This is a genomic window from Sphingobacterium populi, from assembly GCF_001586775.1.
Classification (GTDB): domain Bacteria; phylum Bacteroidota; class Bacteroidia; order Sphingobacteriales; family Sphingobacteriaceae; genus Sphingobacterium; species Sphingobacterium populi.
Window position 1 is genome coordinate 741,300 of sequence record NZ_LQXS01000001.1, and the last position, 14,861, is coordinate 756,160.

A 14,861-nucleotide genomic window follows, 5' to 3' on the forward strand; every position below is an offset into this window, starting at 1 on the left:
AGAATGAAAGATGTATCGTGGCTTTCTCGTACGGAAGCTTTGATTGGCGGCGACGCCATTAAAACCCTCACAAATGCACATGTGATGGTACTAGGATTAGGCGGTGTAGGATCGTTTGCGGCCGAGTTTGTCTGTCGTAGCGGTATTGGCAAAATGACCATCATTGATGGTGATACGGTCGATCCATCCAACAGAAATAGACAGCTTCCTGCATTGGCTACAAATCATGGTGTATCCAAGGCTACAATTATGCAGGAGCGTTTGCTAGCAATCAATCCCGACTTAGAATTACAGGTTTTTGAAGAATTCGTCGTACCCGATCGAATTCCCTTTTTTATAGACCTAAAGCCAGATTATATCATAGAAGCAATAGATAGTATTACACCGAAGCTATTTTTGATCCGCTCGGCTCATGCTGCTAACATTCCTTTTATCAGCTCGATGGGCGCTGGCGGCAAGGTAGATCCTACTAAAATACGTATAGGAGATATTAGCGATTCGTACAATTGCAAGTTAGCTAGGCATATACGCAAGAAATTGCGTAAGCACGATATAGAGTATGGTGTAAAGGTGGCTTTTTCAACAGAATTGCCGGATAAAGCATCACTGTTGTATACCGATGGCAGCAATTACAAAAAATCGGCATATGGTACCATGTCATACCTTCCAGCTGCTTTTGGAGGCGCGATTGCATCGGCAGCTATTCGCGATTTGATCGGCCGATAAAACTCGGAAGTACGTATCGTAAATCAGAAATGAAATACGTATTTTTAGAACAGCTCAACTAGCATCCATTCGGGAGGATATTCCGAACATTTACTTCATGAATATAATTGAATCGCAGAATATTCCTCAATTCCTCTCAGGAGGCGGTGAGATGGGTGCGCTGATCCGTAGTATGGATTGGTCTGAAACGGCACTTGGACCAGTAGAAAATTGGCCTCAAAGTTTACGTACATCCGTTAGTTTATGTCTTTCATCCACGTTTCCAATCTTGATTGCTTGGGGTCCTGAAAAAATACAAATTTATAACGATAGCTATCGTCCGATTTGTGGAGACAAGCATCCCCAGTCTATGGGGCAGAATTTCAGAATTTGCTGGGAAACTGCTCTAGAAGTAGTTGGCGACGCGTTTACCCGTGGTGAACAGGGCGAAGGCACCTATATCAACGATCAAAGAATGTTTTTGGATCGGCACGGTTATTTGGAGGAAGCATTTATGACGTTTTCATTCGCTCCAATCCGAGATGAATCTGGTGGCGTAGGTGGTATTTTTCACCCGATTACCGAAACAACGGTCAAAATGCTAAGTGCTAGGCGTACCAAAGTACTGCGCGACCTAGGCGCCGCGTTAGGTGAAGCCAAAAGTATCCAAGATATCGCGGATGTGACACGTACTTTGCAAACAGATTGCGAACTGGATCTCCCCTTTCTGATGCTCTACCAATTAGACAGTCAGCACGATACGGCTAATCTAATTAGTGCATCGGGATTGCCAATGGATAGTTTGTTGACTCCAGAAAAGCTCCATCTCGTTGAACAGTCCGATAGTTGGCCGCTAACCGATAATAGATATACGGGAACAATTGTTCAGGTACATGGATTGGCAGAAAAATTTGGTGACTTTGAGTGCGAGCCCTATCCAGAATGTCCAGCATCTGCAGTTGTATTGCCGATTCGTATTAGCGGACAGGAGGAAGCTTTTTGCTTTTTAATTGCGGGAGTTAGTGCCCGTCGCGCGTTGGACAACGATTATTTGAACTTCTACGAACAATTGCAGAATACCTATAATACCGCATTTTCCAATGTATATGCTTACGAACAAGAACTAAAAAGAGCTGAAGCTTTAGCTGCGATTGACCGTTCTAAAACATTGTTTTTTAGTAACGTAAGCCATGAGTTTCGCACCCCACTTACTTTGATGTTAGGTCCGTTAGAAGATATACTCCAAGACCCAGCTTTATCTACCGAACTACAACCGCCTTTGCAGGCCACACATCGCAACGCCTTACGTTTATTAAAATTAGTAAATAATCTGCTGGATTATAGCCGCGTGGAGGCCGGCCGTACACAGGCGGTATACCAAAGGGTAGATTTTACAGAATTGACCGCGGATTTGGCCAGCAGTTTTCGATCAATTGTCGAAAAGGCTGGTATGCAATTAATCGTGAATACATCACCAATTAGTGACGAGATCTATGTGGATCGTCAGATGTGGGAAAAGATTGTTTTGAACCTCTTATCCAATGCATTTAAATTTACGTTGGAAGGCAGCATTCAAGTAAAGGTTTATGCTACTGAAAGTGAAGCTTTTCTGGAAGTTGAAGATACCGGTACTGGAATTCCTGAGCAGGAGTTGCCGCATATGTTTGAGCGTTTTCATCGTGTCGAAAACGCCGCTGGTCGCACACATGAAGGTTCGGGAATCGGACTTTCTTTAGTACATGAGTTAGTATTGCTTCATGGCGGTAAAATTACGGTAAAAAGTACCATAGGCGTAGGATCAAATTTTACGGTCTGTATCCCTTTAGGCAAATCACATTTACCTGCCGAACTTGTATCTGAATCAGAAGTAGACACAGATAATTCAGCACTCAAAGGTGCTTTTATACAGGAAGCTGCAAGTTTGTTGGAGCAGGAAAACACAAGCGATTTGTATTCTTCCGCTATAACTCTTTCACAAGATCCACAACAGGAAAATCCGACTAAAAGTGTACGTATTTTGGTAGTTGACGACAACTCAGACATGCGCGCATACTTAAAAAGATTATTACAACCCTATTTTCAGGTAGAATTGGCCACCAACGGTCTTGTAGCTTGGAATAGTATTCAAGATGAATTACCCGATCTGATATTGAGTGATATCATGATGCCTGTAATGGACGGGAAAGAATTGCTTCATCGCATTCGTCAACATACACATACAGCACGTTTGCCGGTTATATTTCTATCGGCACGCGCAGGTGCAGAAGCGCGTATAGACGGCTTAGAAGCCGGCGCAGATGATTATTTGGTCAAACCTTTTGCGGCAGCAGAATTGCTTAGCAAGGTTCGCGCGCAGATCAAAATTATGGCCGTACGCAATCAAGCTGAACAGCAGTTACGTGCGTTGATCACGAATGCACCGGTGGCCATTGCAATCTACCAAGGCCCCAACTATGTGATCGATATTGCCAATGATCGCATGTTGAAATATTGGGGGCGTGATGCTCAGCATACCCTTGGCAAACCTTTGTTTGACGCTATTCCAGAATTGTTAACGCAAGGTATGCGAGAGATCAAAGATCAGGTGTATCGTACAGGCCAACGATTTGTATCTTCGGAATTTCCACTAAGTATCCGGCGAAATAATGTGGTAGAAACCACCTATTTGAACCTCACTATCGAAGCCATAAAAACAGAAGATAAGATCACTGGTATAATGGCAGCTGCAGCCGATGTCACGACCCTCATCAATGCGCGAAAAGCGCTGGAGAAAACGTCTGACACATTAGTACTTTCTATGGAAGCAGCTAACCTCGGTACCTGGAGAACAGATTGGGGCACTAACAATCTCTTCTTTTCGGATATGGCATATCGCCTACATGGAATCCCTGTAGGAACAGCGTTACTATTTGATCAAATGATCCCAATAATCCTGGCAGAATACCGAATGCAATTTTTGGAAGTCATTCAGCAGGCAGTAGATAGCAAAGGTCGATTTACTATCGAATACCAAATTCAGCCAGCGGATGGATCTAATCGAAGATGGTTGCATTCGACGGGAAAGGCGGAGCTCGATGAAAGTGGTGCAGTTGTAGGATTGATCGGAACCTTACTAGATATCACCGAATCCAAAGCCGATAGCCAACGAAAGGACGATTTTATTGCTATGGTAAGCCATGAACTCAAAACTCCTTTGACCGCTATCAGTGGCTATTCGCAAATATTGCAGCGAAAAGCAAAGTTGAATGCAGATGATTATACCTCTGATAAGTTGGACAAACTCTTCTCACAACTGAAGAAAATGAACACCCTGATCAATGGTTTCTTGGATGTTTCTCGATTAGATTCAGGGAAAATACACTTACAGCAGCGGCACTTTTCACTGCATACATTAATCACCGAAACGATTGATACAGCAAACGATGTGGCTGGAAGTCATGATATTATATATGATGAGGAGCCCAACGTTATGCTTTTAGCAGATCGAGACAAAATTGGTTCTGTGCTGTATAATTTGATTGGCAATGCGATAAAATATTCTCCGCAAAATGGAAAGGTCTATGTTCGCACGCGTACTGTTGATGGTATGATTATTATTAGCGTTCAAGATTTTGGTATGGGAATAAAATCGGAAGACATTGACCAGCTCTTTGATCGATACTATCGTGTGAAAAACAAAAGCATGGAAAATATTGCAGGTTTTGGAATCGGTCTTTATTTATCTGCCGAGATCGTACAACGGCATTATGGACGTATCTGGGTAGAAAGTATTTGGGGAGAAGGTTCTACGTTTAGTTTCAGTTTGCCTATTCAATAGTTGATTTTACCTTTTAATCTGCACCTTAATACGCATGAGCTGATCGCTTCGAATTCATAGCAAGTGCGTATTATTCACATTATTTCGTGCATTTTACGTTATAATTACTTGCGATAATACCTAATTAACTTCTTGGCACACGAAAACACCACGTTTGGCATCGGTTTTGGAATATTGTCTATGTAAAACAATATCATTCACACCGAAAAATAATACAGCTATGGATACTATCGAAACAAAAGCAGCAAAATTAGGGTTGGACAAAGGATATTACTTATTGTTAATGGCAATAATTCAAGAAGAAGATTCAGAAAGCGTAGATTTAGCAGAAGCTAGCTAATTATTTCTTCCATATCATTAAACGTAGGGTATTATACATCCCTACAATGAATGGCCACTTCTGCAAACTCCACATTACTCGTAAGTCATTCTTGAAATCCGATTGGCTGTCGAGAAATCTGAATACATCAGAAGCGCGCGTATTCTTAAATAAATCACGAAATAAAGCATGCCCAGGGTACTTGCCTTGGGCTAAAACGTGCAATAATATAGCATCATAAAACCTTCCCTTCCACTGTTTGGGTTGTTGCATTTTTGGCCACGTTTTTTGCTTAAAAGCTTGTAAAATATGAGCGATCGTACGCTTGGTATTTGTAAAGGTATAACCGGTAGAACCTCGCGTATCACCTCCTGCTGAACCTAAAAAATAAATGCGTCGATCTCGTCGACTAAAGTGATGATCCGTCATTGGAATCACTCCGTACTCCGTTTCTATAACCTCATATTCGGACACCATGCACACCTCTGCTAAGTACGTAGATAGTTTTTGTGCGTACTCTTCTTTAGAAATTAAGTTTTTTGAGAATATGGTATATTCAATGAAGATCTCATCGTCTGAGGCAGGTAAACCATATATAAAAGAAGTTCCATGTTCTTGACTTGTACGATAATCCATGATGACCGCTTCATCGTTATTCCAAAATTTTTGATCTGTCCGTATTTTCCAACCTGTGAAATGCTGAAGGAAGTATTGGCTGTGCGGCGCTAAAATAGGTTTTTGATAGATCGTCTGGAAAATATAATCGGCTTGATAATTACCTTGCGTACTACTAATATCACAGTACGTATCATGCTGCTCAATGCGCTGCACTGTCCCCTCAACAACTTCCACATTTTTATATTTTCTAATTTCGGTAAGCGCGTGTTGACGATATGCTGACGCATCAAAGCTATAATAGACATAATCGTCAAGCTCCAGTGGAATTTTGTTCCCTTCGTGCGAAATAACTGCAAGCTTATCCCATTGTAGATAAGGAAATTCTGGAACGAAATCCTTGTTTTGCGCCCAAAACGAGATACGCTTATTGGGTCCAGTGTCAAGAGAATCTCCTAATAGCAATATAGATTGGTCTTGCCAAAGGTTTTGCTTAAGGCCCTGTAGTACCAAAGAAACACCAGCTATGCCAGCTCCTAAAATTGCAATATTATAATTCTTACCTGTTTGCTGTCTTTCCATATCACGTAGTGAAGCTTCAAAAATTATCAGTATATGTCTAAGAAATAACGCTCAAACTTACTATGATTTGGTAAATAACCCGTTGTACATTCGGATCACTGCTGGGGATTTGATTTGTGTTTTATTTGCTTCAATATAAGCCTTATCTTCTGCTAGTTCGTCAGAATAATTTAAGAATTTAGGACAATTGCTCTGTACCGAATAGCGCAGCATACGAATTTCTATGTTATTTGGTGATGCTCGTACTGCGGCTTGGAGATTTTCTTTACCTCTTTTAAACGTTTTCCATTTACTGATAGGACTGTTTGTATGATTTGCCCAGATGGTTTGCATGGCTCCCAAGTACGCTTTTTCGGTCGACGAAAGGTCTTTTTTATTTACCAATTCTTCGATCAAATTTTCACACAAGTCACTATCGGATACTACGTCTGGAAATTTGTTGCGAAGCTCTTCTAACGTGTTACCGAATGAAATTAAGGGTAAAAAAAGTAAAAAAAACAGAATAGATCGAATCATAGTAGCTAATTACATGGTGTTTGGCCGTGCGCACCAAACTTAGGGAATAGTTTTAAAATTTTGAAAGAATAGCGTAGCACTAATTTCGCTGAAAAGAACTCAGCATTTTTTTACCAATAAACACTGCCAGTAATGCTACCAAACCAGCCAGCAATCCGATCAGTACTTCCGTTAAGATACCCGGTAAGCTAGGCAGTAGCCCATGAAAGAAATCGATATTGTGCACGAATATACCACCGGCAACTAATATCAGAGCGATAGTACCTATTACGCCCAATGTTTTGATTACGATGGGTAAAGCTTTGACTAATATTGTGCCGAGCTTAGCACGAAATCCCTTGTTGTCGGATTGTTTAATCAAGTGATATCCGGCATCATCCATTCGCACAATTAAAGCTACTATACCATATACACCAACGGTTGCCATAATCGCTACGATAGAAACGGTTACGACCTGAATGGTCGTGCTCCGATTTAACACAGTACCTAAAGCAATAATTACGATTTCGACGGAAAGAATAAAATCTGTCGTAATTGCCGAACGAACCTTGGCTTTTTCGGCAGCGGCCGCATCTAAAATGGCTTCCTGCACTACTTCTTGTCCACTTTTGCGTCGATGAAACAGGTATTCAACAATTTTCTCCACGCCCTCATATGCGAGGTAGAAACCGCCTAAAACTAAAATCACTTGAATGGCTATTGGGAAAAAAGCATTTAACAATAGTGCAACAGGCACAATAATCAATTTGTTGATAAAAGAACCTTTCGTAATCGCCCATAAAACAGGGATTTCCCGATTGGCTAAAAAGCCAGTGGCTTTCTCAGCATTCACTGCGAGGTCGTCACCAAGAATGCCCGCTGTTTTGCGTGTCGCGATTTTACTGGTTACCGCGACGTCGTCCATTAAAGCGCCAATATCATCTAAAATTGCAAAAAATCCTGAAGCCATAGGTGGTATGTATTATTGGGACTAAATGTAGGTAATATCTGGTAAAAAAATCTATATTGTAACTATGAAACCGACGATACAAATAGAATATTGTCCCAAATGCGGGTGGATGCTGCGCGCAGCCTATATGGCGCAAGAACTATTGACCACTTTCGTAGATGATATACACGGTGTGACACTGATGCCCAGCGCCGTTAGTGGTCGATATCACATAAGAATTGATGGGCGTCTAGTTTATGATCGCAAAGTTGAAGGTGGTTTTCCAGAAATTAAATCGCTCAAACAGCTAATACGCGATGAGATTAACCCCGACAAATCATTAGGCCACTCCGATAAATAAAACGAAAGCCCGTAATGATGCGCGTTGATTATTTAATGTCCAAACTTGTCGATGATATCTTTAGCCACTTCTGTGAAATAGCCACCAGCGTGGTAACCATTCCAAGACATAGTAATAGTTTCATACAGATCCGTATCGTACCATTTGTCTGCTGTGATATAACCTACATAACCACCGTTGAAACTCGTAATCACCAATTGTAGACCACGTTGCTGTGCATACTGATCTAGCTCGGTCATGATCTCACCAGAAAAATCCGCTGGCATACCTAGCAATAGCACATCACCAATTTTCGTGATTTTGACATAGGTTGGATATGCGCCAAAAAATGTGCGAAAAACCCAAGGGCGTAAAGCAAAACGCAAGCTAATGCGTGCAGTTTGCGCTGGCATAGGGATTTTTATATAATCACTAACTATACGGTTAGCTAATATTTTTGGTTCATCAATGTTATGCGCAACCAATCTAGAGTACAAACCGTGAGCTACGCCACTCGCCCAAGCGATATCTGAATCTCCCTCACTTAGTGCACCCATACTACCTACTGCACCAGCCATAAACACTCCAAATTTTCCTTTTTGCTGCTCGATAGAATCCAATAACATACCTGGGTAATCACGTGATAGCTGAAGAGTTTTTCTATTTAATACCGTTGGATGTGCTGCATACGTGATCAATTTAGCTTGTGCACTATCTTCGCGCAAAAAGGTCAAGTTCCGCATCCAAGGATCCACTGTACCACCTTCTACTGGGAGCCTGTTTCGTATATTATCTTCGTCTTTGATTCTATCGTAAGATATCTGCGCAGACGCCATCTTCTTAGTAGCGCCGACAATGGCATCGCGAAATTGAGTGGCCAATCTGATTTCTGTTTGTAAATCATAAGCACCTGCAAAAAGGCGGCCTGCAAGTTTCAATCCCCAACCTCCTTGTCCATGATGTGTATGCGTTGCGCTAAGATGTACGTTTGATATGGAAATGCCTTCATCTTCTAACAATGCTTCTAATCGATCTGTGATATTTGGCGGAATGATCAACATATCCGCAGAGAGTAGGTAAACGGTAGTTTTTGGATTTTTCACCGCGATCACTCGAACGAAAAGCGAGTCACGTACGGCTTCAAAATGTTTTCCCCAGCGATTGCCATAGCCCGCCATTGGTGTCGATGTTGCAGGTGTGATATTTACTTTGGTCCAGCCTACTTCTACAGCACCATCGTGCTCTACAAATTCTTTTTGTTTTATAAATGTTTTCCATGCATGGTAATGCATTGTCTCATTGATAGGAGTACGATCTATAGGCTCGACCAATACTAATAGAATGAAGACTACAAACACTAGAATAGTCAAAAATATTTTTAACGCTTTTTTCATCATAAAAGGTCATTTTTGCTTCTTCAATGCGTAATTTCGAAAGTGAATTAAAGGCGGCATGAAGAAAAGTATTAATAGGCATTTTAGGGTTTATCGCTACGTTTTTTACAAAGAAACCCTCGTAGACTTTAAAGAACAATTCTGGTCATTTCTGGGAGCATTCATCGGTATCGGACTCATTGCTTTGCTGCAGTCGTTCCAACTTCCTCACCTAGAAAGTATATTTTTAATCGGCTCTTTTGGAGCATCTAGTGTACTGATCTATGGCGCTATACAAAGCCCGTTGGCACAGCCTCGTAATCTCGTTGGCGGCCACGTTGTATCTGCCATTGTCGGTGTGACTGTAGGCAAACTGTTTCCGGATATCATCTGGATAACGGCTCCCTTGTCTGTTGCATTTGCTATTGTAGCGATGCAGTTTACACGTACTTTGCATCCTCCCGGCGGAGCTACAGCTTTGATCGCAGTAGCTAGCGGAACAAAAATAGCGAGTATGGGCTATCTGTATGTACTCAGCCCGGTACTGTCGGGTTGCATCATTCTTTTAGCTGTAGCACTGATCTTTAACAACATCACGTCCAAACGACATTATCCCGTAAAAAGATCACGATTACGCAGATCGCGTCGACGCCAAATCAAAAAACGCTTTCAACCATGAAGATTGAAAGCGTTGTGCCATATTCTTTTAGTTGCTACTAAAGTAAGCACGTATGTTTTTGCCTTCCATCCAATTCATGAAGGCGCGGTTCACTACTTTATTTCCTCCCGGTGTCGGGTAATCTCCGGAGAAATACCAATCTCCTAAATGATTTGGACACGCGATATGCAGATTTTCTAAAGTTTGGAAAATCACTTCAACCTCTGCATTTAAGTGATGAGGTTTTATGATACGAGCAATCTCGTCAGATATTTCCTGTGCTTCAAAAGGTTCATATATAGCTTTCACATAATTGTCTACCTCATCTTTGGGCTTGGTAAGTGAGGCCAAGCATTTTTGGTATACATCTTCGATAATATGTGCCAATCCTCGCTGTTTCAATAGGGAAATCGCTGCTTCGAAAGCGACAAATTCGCCCATCCGCGACATATCAATACCATAACAATCTGGATAGCGAATTTGAGGTGCAGAAGACACAATAACGATCTTTTTCGGATTTAGGCGATCCAATATGGTTAAAATACTTTGCTTCAAAGTCGTTCCTCTGACGATAGAATCATCAATGGCTACGATCGTATCCTCATGGTCGCGCACAATTCCATAGGTGGTATCGTACACATGCTGTACCATATCCTGGCGATCGGCGTCTTGTGTAATAAACGTGCGCAATTTGGCATCCTTCACGTTTAACTTCTCAAAGCGCGGCTGGATACTCAACATATCATCCAATTCTTTATCCGATATCTTATCAGCACGCTGAAGTAATACTTCTTTTTGATGTCTGCGTACGTATTCTTGCACGCCTTCCATCATGCCGTAATAGGACACCTCAGCCGTATTAGGGATAAAGCTAAAGACGGTATTTTTAATATCGTGTTGGACAGCGTTTAATACTTGCGGACAAAGTAATTTTCCTAAAGCTTTGCGCTCTTTATAAATATCGGCATCAGAACCGCGAGAGAAATAGATGCGTTCGAACGAACACGATTTCTGAATCGCTGGTTCGCGGAACATTTCTTGGGTAATAGTGCCATCTTTTTTGGCAATAAGCGCATGACCTGGTTTGATCTCTTGCACACTGCCTAATGGAATATTAAATGCCGTTTGAATAACTGGACGTTCCGAAGCGACAACTAATACTTCTTCGTCCTGATAATAGAATGCCGGGCGAATACCTGCCGGATCACGCATGACAAATGCGTCGCCATGCCCGAAAATACCGGCAATAGTATAGCTCCATCCCAAGTCTTCGCCGAGCGTGTCAGGATTTTGGACACGTCGAGGTTTTTTCCGATCTGAGAACTGATTTCGATATTCGAATAACCTTCTTTTTTGGCCTGATCAAACAATTCCTGATTTTCTTCATCCAAGAAATGGCCAATCTTCTCTAAAACAGTAACCGTATCTGCCTGTTCTTTAGGATGTTGCCCTAAATCATACAATTGTTGTAGCAACTCATCAACATTGGTCATGTTGAAATTACCTGCAACCACTAGGTTTCGTGTCATCCAGTTGTTCTGCCGAAGAAAAGGATGGCAGCTTTCGATGCTGTTTTTGCCGTGTGTACCATAGCGAAGATGTCCAAGAAGTACTTCTCCAGTAAAGCTCACATTGTCTTTTAGCCATTGTGGATCTTTGGATTGCTCGGGATATGCCTTGTTTACTGCAGCAAATTTCTTTTGCACATACTCGAAAATATCTGCTACTGCGGTTGATCCCATTGCGCGATAACGTGAGATGTAACGGTTTCCCGGTTTTACATCAAACTTGATTGTCGCTATACCTGCCCCGTCTTGGCCTCTGTTATGCTGTTTCTCCATTAAAAGATACAGCTTATTAACCCCATAATAGGGCGTGCCATACTTTTCCTGATAGTAAGAGAGGGGTTTTAGTAAGCGGATCATTGCAATTCCGCATTCGTGTTTTATTGCGTCACTCATAGTTCCTTTTAGAAGTGACAAAGGTACAGAAATATTGTACATAATTCTGCAAACAAAATGCGTAAAAAGGATCGCGTACTCCGCGCTTTTACAAAATATTTACTTTATCCCGCTTCATCGCTATGCCTCGTTCTTTACGAGCGTTAAACTCGGGCTTATCCATCCGTTGCCATGTCATGTAGCTATTTACCATTTTGCCGTTTGATAGTATTGGCCTGGTCGACTTGAGATATAATATATCCGTATCAAAAGTCACATCTCGCTCTACTGTTTTGCCTATTAGCGCCGGTGTAGTTGAGGTCATTACTTCGTGTATCACCTTGGCTTGTCGGTTATCGATATGGTATGATCCACTAAATACTAGGAAGTTACGATAATTGATATTTTGATATTTAGCACTATCCTCAAGAAGATTTTCGTCTTTATCATCTGTGCCAACGATTTGGACAGACATATATCCATCAGCAGAATATATTAAGATTCCGTTTGGAGTATTCCCTAATGGGAAAAATGAATCGGCACCATTGGTTGATATCTCAATATAAGATAACAGTTTCCACGCCCCTGTCAATTCATTTTTTATTGATGTCATAGTTTGATGGCTTTATTATGGTATTTACGCTAATATAACGGAATAAAATTCGAATTAGTTTACCAATAGCTTGAAAATACTTTTATTTGACTTCGCGGTGATGTGTTTACTCGGGCAACTATAAACAATTACACTGCCAATAAAAATTTCATAAGATGTTTGTAGCATAAATATTTCTTAAAGCGTTAACTAAGACGAAGAAAAAATTAGTATTCACCTGCTAAGTTTAAAAAAAATGAGAAATACTTTAAAATTCATCCTGATCCTAACAACAATTGTACTTGCTAGTAGCTGTACAAAAAGTGATAACATCAGGCAACCGTTTGCCGTACTCACTGTTATTAACGCGTACACTGCAGCACCTAGGCTAACTTTTGCGCTTGATCGTAACAATTTTCACGCAGGCGATTATTCGACTACGCGCAGCTTCGATATTTTGGTAGGCAGTAGACAATTCTCCTTTCGTGGAGAAGCTGGAGGACAAAACCTTGTAGATACGACTTTTCGCATAGAACCGTTCACCTATTATTCATCTTATGCGTATGGTACGGCTACAGATCCTAAAGTATTACTTACTCGAGATTCTGTTTTAAAAGATCTAGGAGCAAATGCGGCTATCCGTTTCATTCATTTGGGAAATGATGCTGGGGCAGTTCGTGTATACCAGGGTGATAATTTAATAGAGGAAATCGCGCTTCGCGATCAAGAAACGCCCAATAGTGTGACTGAAAGTCAACGATATATACCAGTACCCGCAGGTACGCACATCTATTCGGTAAGGGATAGCTCTGGAAATGTAATCGCGACATCTCAAAGTATACAGTTAAGAGCTGGTTTTCACAGATCGCTGATTTTACTTGGCACCCGTGGTAATCAGGCTAATCCGCTGCGTTTAGCTTCTAATTAATTTATATCATCACTTTTTGCCTCTAAAGCCTATGTAGGTTTAGAGGCTTTTTTTTTACACTTACCAGCGTGTTGTTCGCATTTTGAATTGTGGGCAAAGCATTTTTTATGTCACCAATCGATCGATCGCGTAATATAAAGATACGGTACAAACCGTTGTGTAGTTTGTATCCTAGCGATCACGAATAAACAAAGTATCGAAGGTTTTAGCGCATGATGTGCTATTCGTGCTAATGTAAACGCGGAAAATAATAACAAATTTGTAACGAAGTCGGCACTATACTGCAAACTATGTAATATATTTGCAATACCATGAGTACAACTTCATTTCTATCAGACAGGATAAACAACTTATCTGAGTCAGCAACCTTGAAAATGACCAAATTGGGTCGTGAACTAGCATCACAAGGAATTAATGTGATCAGTCTTAGCGTGGGTGAACCGGACTTCAATACGCCGGAGCACGTGAAGGAAGCCGCAAAGAAGGCATTGGACGAAAATTATACCCGTTATTCGCCTGTACCAGGCTATCCGGATCTTCGCCAAGCTATTGTAGGGAAGCTGAAGAAGGAAAATAATCTTGATTACGATATCTCGCAGATCGTAGTTTCTACCGGAGCTAAGCAATCGCTTTCTAACGTGATTCTTACACTTATCAATCCGGATGATGAAGTGATCATTCCTACTCCGTACTGGGTGTCATATTCCGAAATGGTGACCTTAGCTGAAGGAAAATCAGTTTTCATCAATACAGAGATTGAATCTGACTTTAAAATTACGCCGGCACAGTTGGAAGCTGCTATTACGCCTAAGACCAAGCTATTTATGTTCTCCTCCCCTTGTAATCCAACGGGATCGGTATACAGTAAAGAAGAATTGGCCGCTTTGGCAGCAGTTTTTGAAAAACATCCAAATATCTTCATCATCTCGGATGAGATTTATGAGCATATAAATTTTGGTACGGTACATGCTTCTATTGCGGAATTTGAATCGATCAAAGATCGTGTCATTATTGTTAATGGTTTCTCAAAAGCTTTTGCCATGACGGGCTGGCGTTTGGGGTATATTGCTGCTAGCAAAGAAATTGCGGCAGCTAATGACAAATTGCAAGGACAAACTACTTCAGGAACGTGTTCGATCGCACAACGTGCTGGTATCGTGGCTTATGAGCAAGGATTGGACAGTGTTCATGAGATGAAAGAAGCTTTTGCACGTCGTCGTCAATTGGTATACGATCTATTGCAAGATATTCCAGGTGTTAAGACAAACCTTCCGGAAGGTGCCTTCTACTTTTTTCCTGAAATTAGCTCTTTCTTTGGAAAAAAAGATGCATCAGGCAACGTAATTAAAGATTCGGCAGATTTGGCTTTATATCTACTAAATGTGGGCCACGTAGCTACTGTTGGCGGTGATTCATTTGGTAACAACAACTACATTCGCTTGTCTTATGCAGCATCGGATGAAAGTCTTCGTGAAGCGTTGCGTCGCATTAAAGAAGCGCTTGGCAAATTGGTAGATTAGTAGTACCGCATTTGGCACTTTGTGGTGC

The 14,861-nt window shown here is 41.3% G+C and carries 11 protein-coding genes and 1 pseudogene; 6 read left to right on the plus strand and 6 right to left on the minus strand.

Annotation, left to right across the window (positions count from 1 at the left end):
• The first annotated feature begins 3 nt into the window (after window positions 1–3).
• Both A0125_RS02935 and A0125_RS02940 read left to right on the plus strand, forming a co-directional pair.
• Window positions 4–726 carry a tRNA threonylcarbamoyladenosine dehydratase gene (locus A0125_RS02935; RefSeq protein WP_066751859.1) on the plus strand — a complete coding sequence of 241 codons (723 nt, stop codon included), beginning with the start codon at window positions 4–6 and terminating at the stop codon, window positions 724–726.
• A 97-nt stretch (window positions 727–823) separates the two neighbouring features.
• A complete protein-coding gene (locus tag A0125_RS02940) occupies window positions 824–4,522 on the plus strand; it encodes an ATP-binding protein (protein WP_066751861.1) in 3,699 nt (1,232 codons plus the stop codon).
• Between the two features lie 340 nt (window positions 4,523–4,862).
• Here the strand turns inward: A0125_RS02940 and A0125_RS02945 are convergent, their stop codons facing one another.
• The 3 genes from A0125_RS02945 to A0125_RS02955 form a co-directional block, all read right to left on the minus strand.
• Complete coding sequence (locus tag A0125_RS02945) at window positions 4,863–6,038, minus strand: lycopene cyclase family protein (protein ID WP_066751863.1); 1,176 nt, start codon at window positions 6,036–6,038, stop codon at window positions 4,863–4,865.
• Between the two features lie 60 nt (window positions 6,039–6,098).
• Window positions 6,099–6,554, minus strand: coding sequence for a hypothetical protein (locus tag A0125_RS02950; RefSeq protein ID WP_066751865.1), 456 nt, complete (start codon window positions 6,552–6,554; stop codon window positions 6,099–6,101).
• A gap of 79 nt (window positions 6,555–6,633) precedes the next feature.
• Window positions 6,634–7,503, minus strand: a complete 870-nt coding sequence (locus A0125_RS02955; protein ID WP_066751867.1) for a DUF808 domain-containing protein — start codon at window positions 7,501–7,503, stop codon at window positions 6,634–6,636.
• A gap of 64 nt (window positions 7,504–7,567) precedes the next feature.
• Between A0125_RS02955 and A0125_RS02960 the strand changes: the two genes are divergently transcribed.
• Complete coding sequence (locus A0125_RS02960) at window positions 7,568–7,843, plus strand: Rdx family protein (protein WP_066751869.1); 276 nt, start codon at window positions 7,568–7,570, stop codon at window positions 7,841–7,843.
• A gap of 32 nt (window positions 7,844–7,875) precedes the next feature.
• On the opposite strand, the gene A0125_RS02965 is transcribed toward A0125_RS02960, so the two are convergent.
• Window positions 7,876–9,219 (minus strand): neutral/alkaline non-lysosomal ceramidase N-terminal domain-containing protein, encoded by a 1,344-nt coding sequence (locus A0125_RS02965; RefSeq protein WP_082784863.1) that lies wholly within the window; start codon window positions 9,217–9,219, stop codon window positions 7,876–7,878.
• 55 nt (window positions 9,220–9,274) lie between these two features.
• On the opposite strand from A0125_RS02965, the gene A0125_RS02970 reads away from it, so the two are divergent.
• Entirely contained in the window at window positions 9,275–9,874 is a 600-nt protein-coding gene (locus tag A0125_RS02970; RefSeq protein WP_066751874.1) for an HPP family protein, read from the plus strand.
• Window positions 9,875–9,901: 27 nt separating this feature from the next.
• Here the strand turns inward: A0125_RS02970 and A0125_RS02975 are convergent.
• Both A0125_RS02975 and A0125_RS02980 read right to left on the minus strand, forming a co-directional pair.
• Window positions 9,902–11,814: pseudogene (locus tag A0125_RS02975) on the minus strand (amidophosphoribosyltransferase).
• Window positions 11,815–11,902: 88 nt separating this feature from the next.
• A complete protein-coding gene (locus tag A0125_RS02980; protein ID WP_066751877.1) occupies window positions 11,903–12,406 on the minus strand; it encodes a lipocalin-like domain-containing protein in 504 nt (167 codons plus the stop codon).
• A 235-nt stretch (window positions 12,407–12,641) separates the two neighbouring features.
• Between A0125_RS02980 and A0125_RS02985 the strand changes: the two genes are divergently transcribed.
• Window positions 12,642–13,313, plus strand: a complete 672-nt coding sequence (locus A0125_RS02985) for a DUF4397 domain-containing protein (protein WP_066751880.1) — start codon at window positions 12,642–12,644, stop codon at window positions 13,311–13,313.
• A 311-nt stretch (window positions 13,314–13,624) separates the two neighbouring features.
• Entirely contained in the window at window positions 13,625–14,833 is a 1,209-nt protein-coding gene (locus A0125_RS02990) for a pyridoxal phosphate-dependent aminotransferase (RefSeq protein ID WP_231863096.1), read from the plus strand.
• The last annotated feature ends 28 nt before the right edge of the window (window positions 14,834–14,861 follow it).

What these genes read in the sequence shown, in the direction of transcription:
- A0125_RS02935 (WP_066751859.1), top strand. Translation starts at nt 4, where the DNA reads ATGAAAGATGTATCGTGGCTTTCTCGTACGGAAGCTTTGATTGGCGGC.
- A0125_RS02940 (WP_066751861.1), top strand. Translation starts at nt 824, where the DNA reads ATGAATATAATTGAATCGCAGAATATTCCTCAATTCCTCTCAGGAGGC.
- A0125_RS02945 (WP_066751863.1), bottom strand. Translation starts at nt 6,038, where the DNA reads ATGGAAAGACAGCAAACAGGTAAGAATTATAATATTGCAATTTTAGGA.
- A0125_RS02950 (WP_066751865.1), bottom strand. Translation starts at nt 6,554, where the DNA reads ATGATTCGATCTATTCTGTTTTTTTTACTTTTTTTACCCTTAATTTCA.
- A0125_RS02955 (WP_066751867.1), bottom strand. Translation starts at nt 7,503, where the DNA reads ATGGCTTCAGGATTTTTTGCAATTTTAGATGATATTGGCGCTTTAATG.
- A0125_RS02960 (WP_066751869.1), top strand. Translation starts at nt 7,568, where the DNA reads ATGAAACCGACGATACAAATAGAATATTGTCCCAAATGCGGGTGGATG.
- A0125_RS02965 (WP_082784863.1), bottom strand. Translation starts at nt 9,219, where the DNA reads ATGATGAAAAAAGCGTTAAAAATATTTTTGACTATTCTAGTGTTTGTA.
- A0125_RS02970 (WP_066751874.1), top strand. Translation starts at nt 9,275, where the DNA reads ATGAAGAAAAGTATTAATAGGCATTTTAGGGTTTATCGCTACGTTTTT.
- A0125_RS02980 (WP_066751877.1), bottom strand. Translation starts at nt 12,406, where the DNA reads ATGACATCAATAAAAAATGAATTGACAGGGGCGTGGAAACTGTTATCT.
- A0125_RS02985 (WP_066751880.1), top strand. Translation starts at nt 12,642, where the DNA reads ATGAGAAATACTTTAAAATTCATCCTGATCCTAACAACAATTGTACTT.
- A0125_RS02990 (WP_231863096.1), top strand. Translation starts at nt 13,625, where the DNA reads ATGAGTACAACTTCATTTCTATCAGACAGGATAAACAACTTATCTGAG.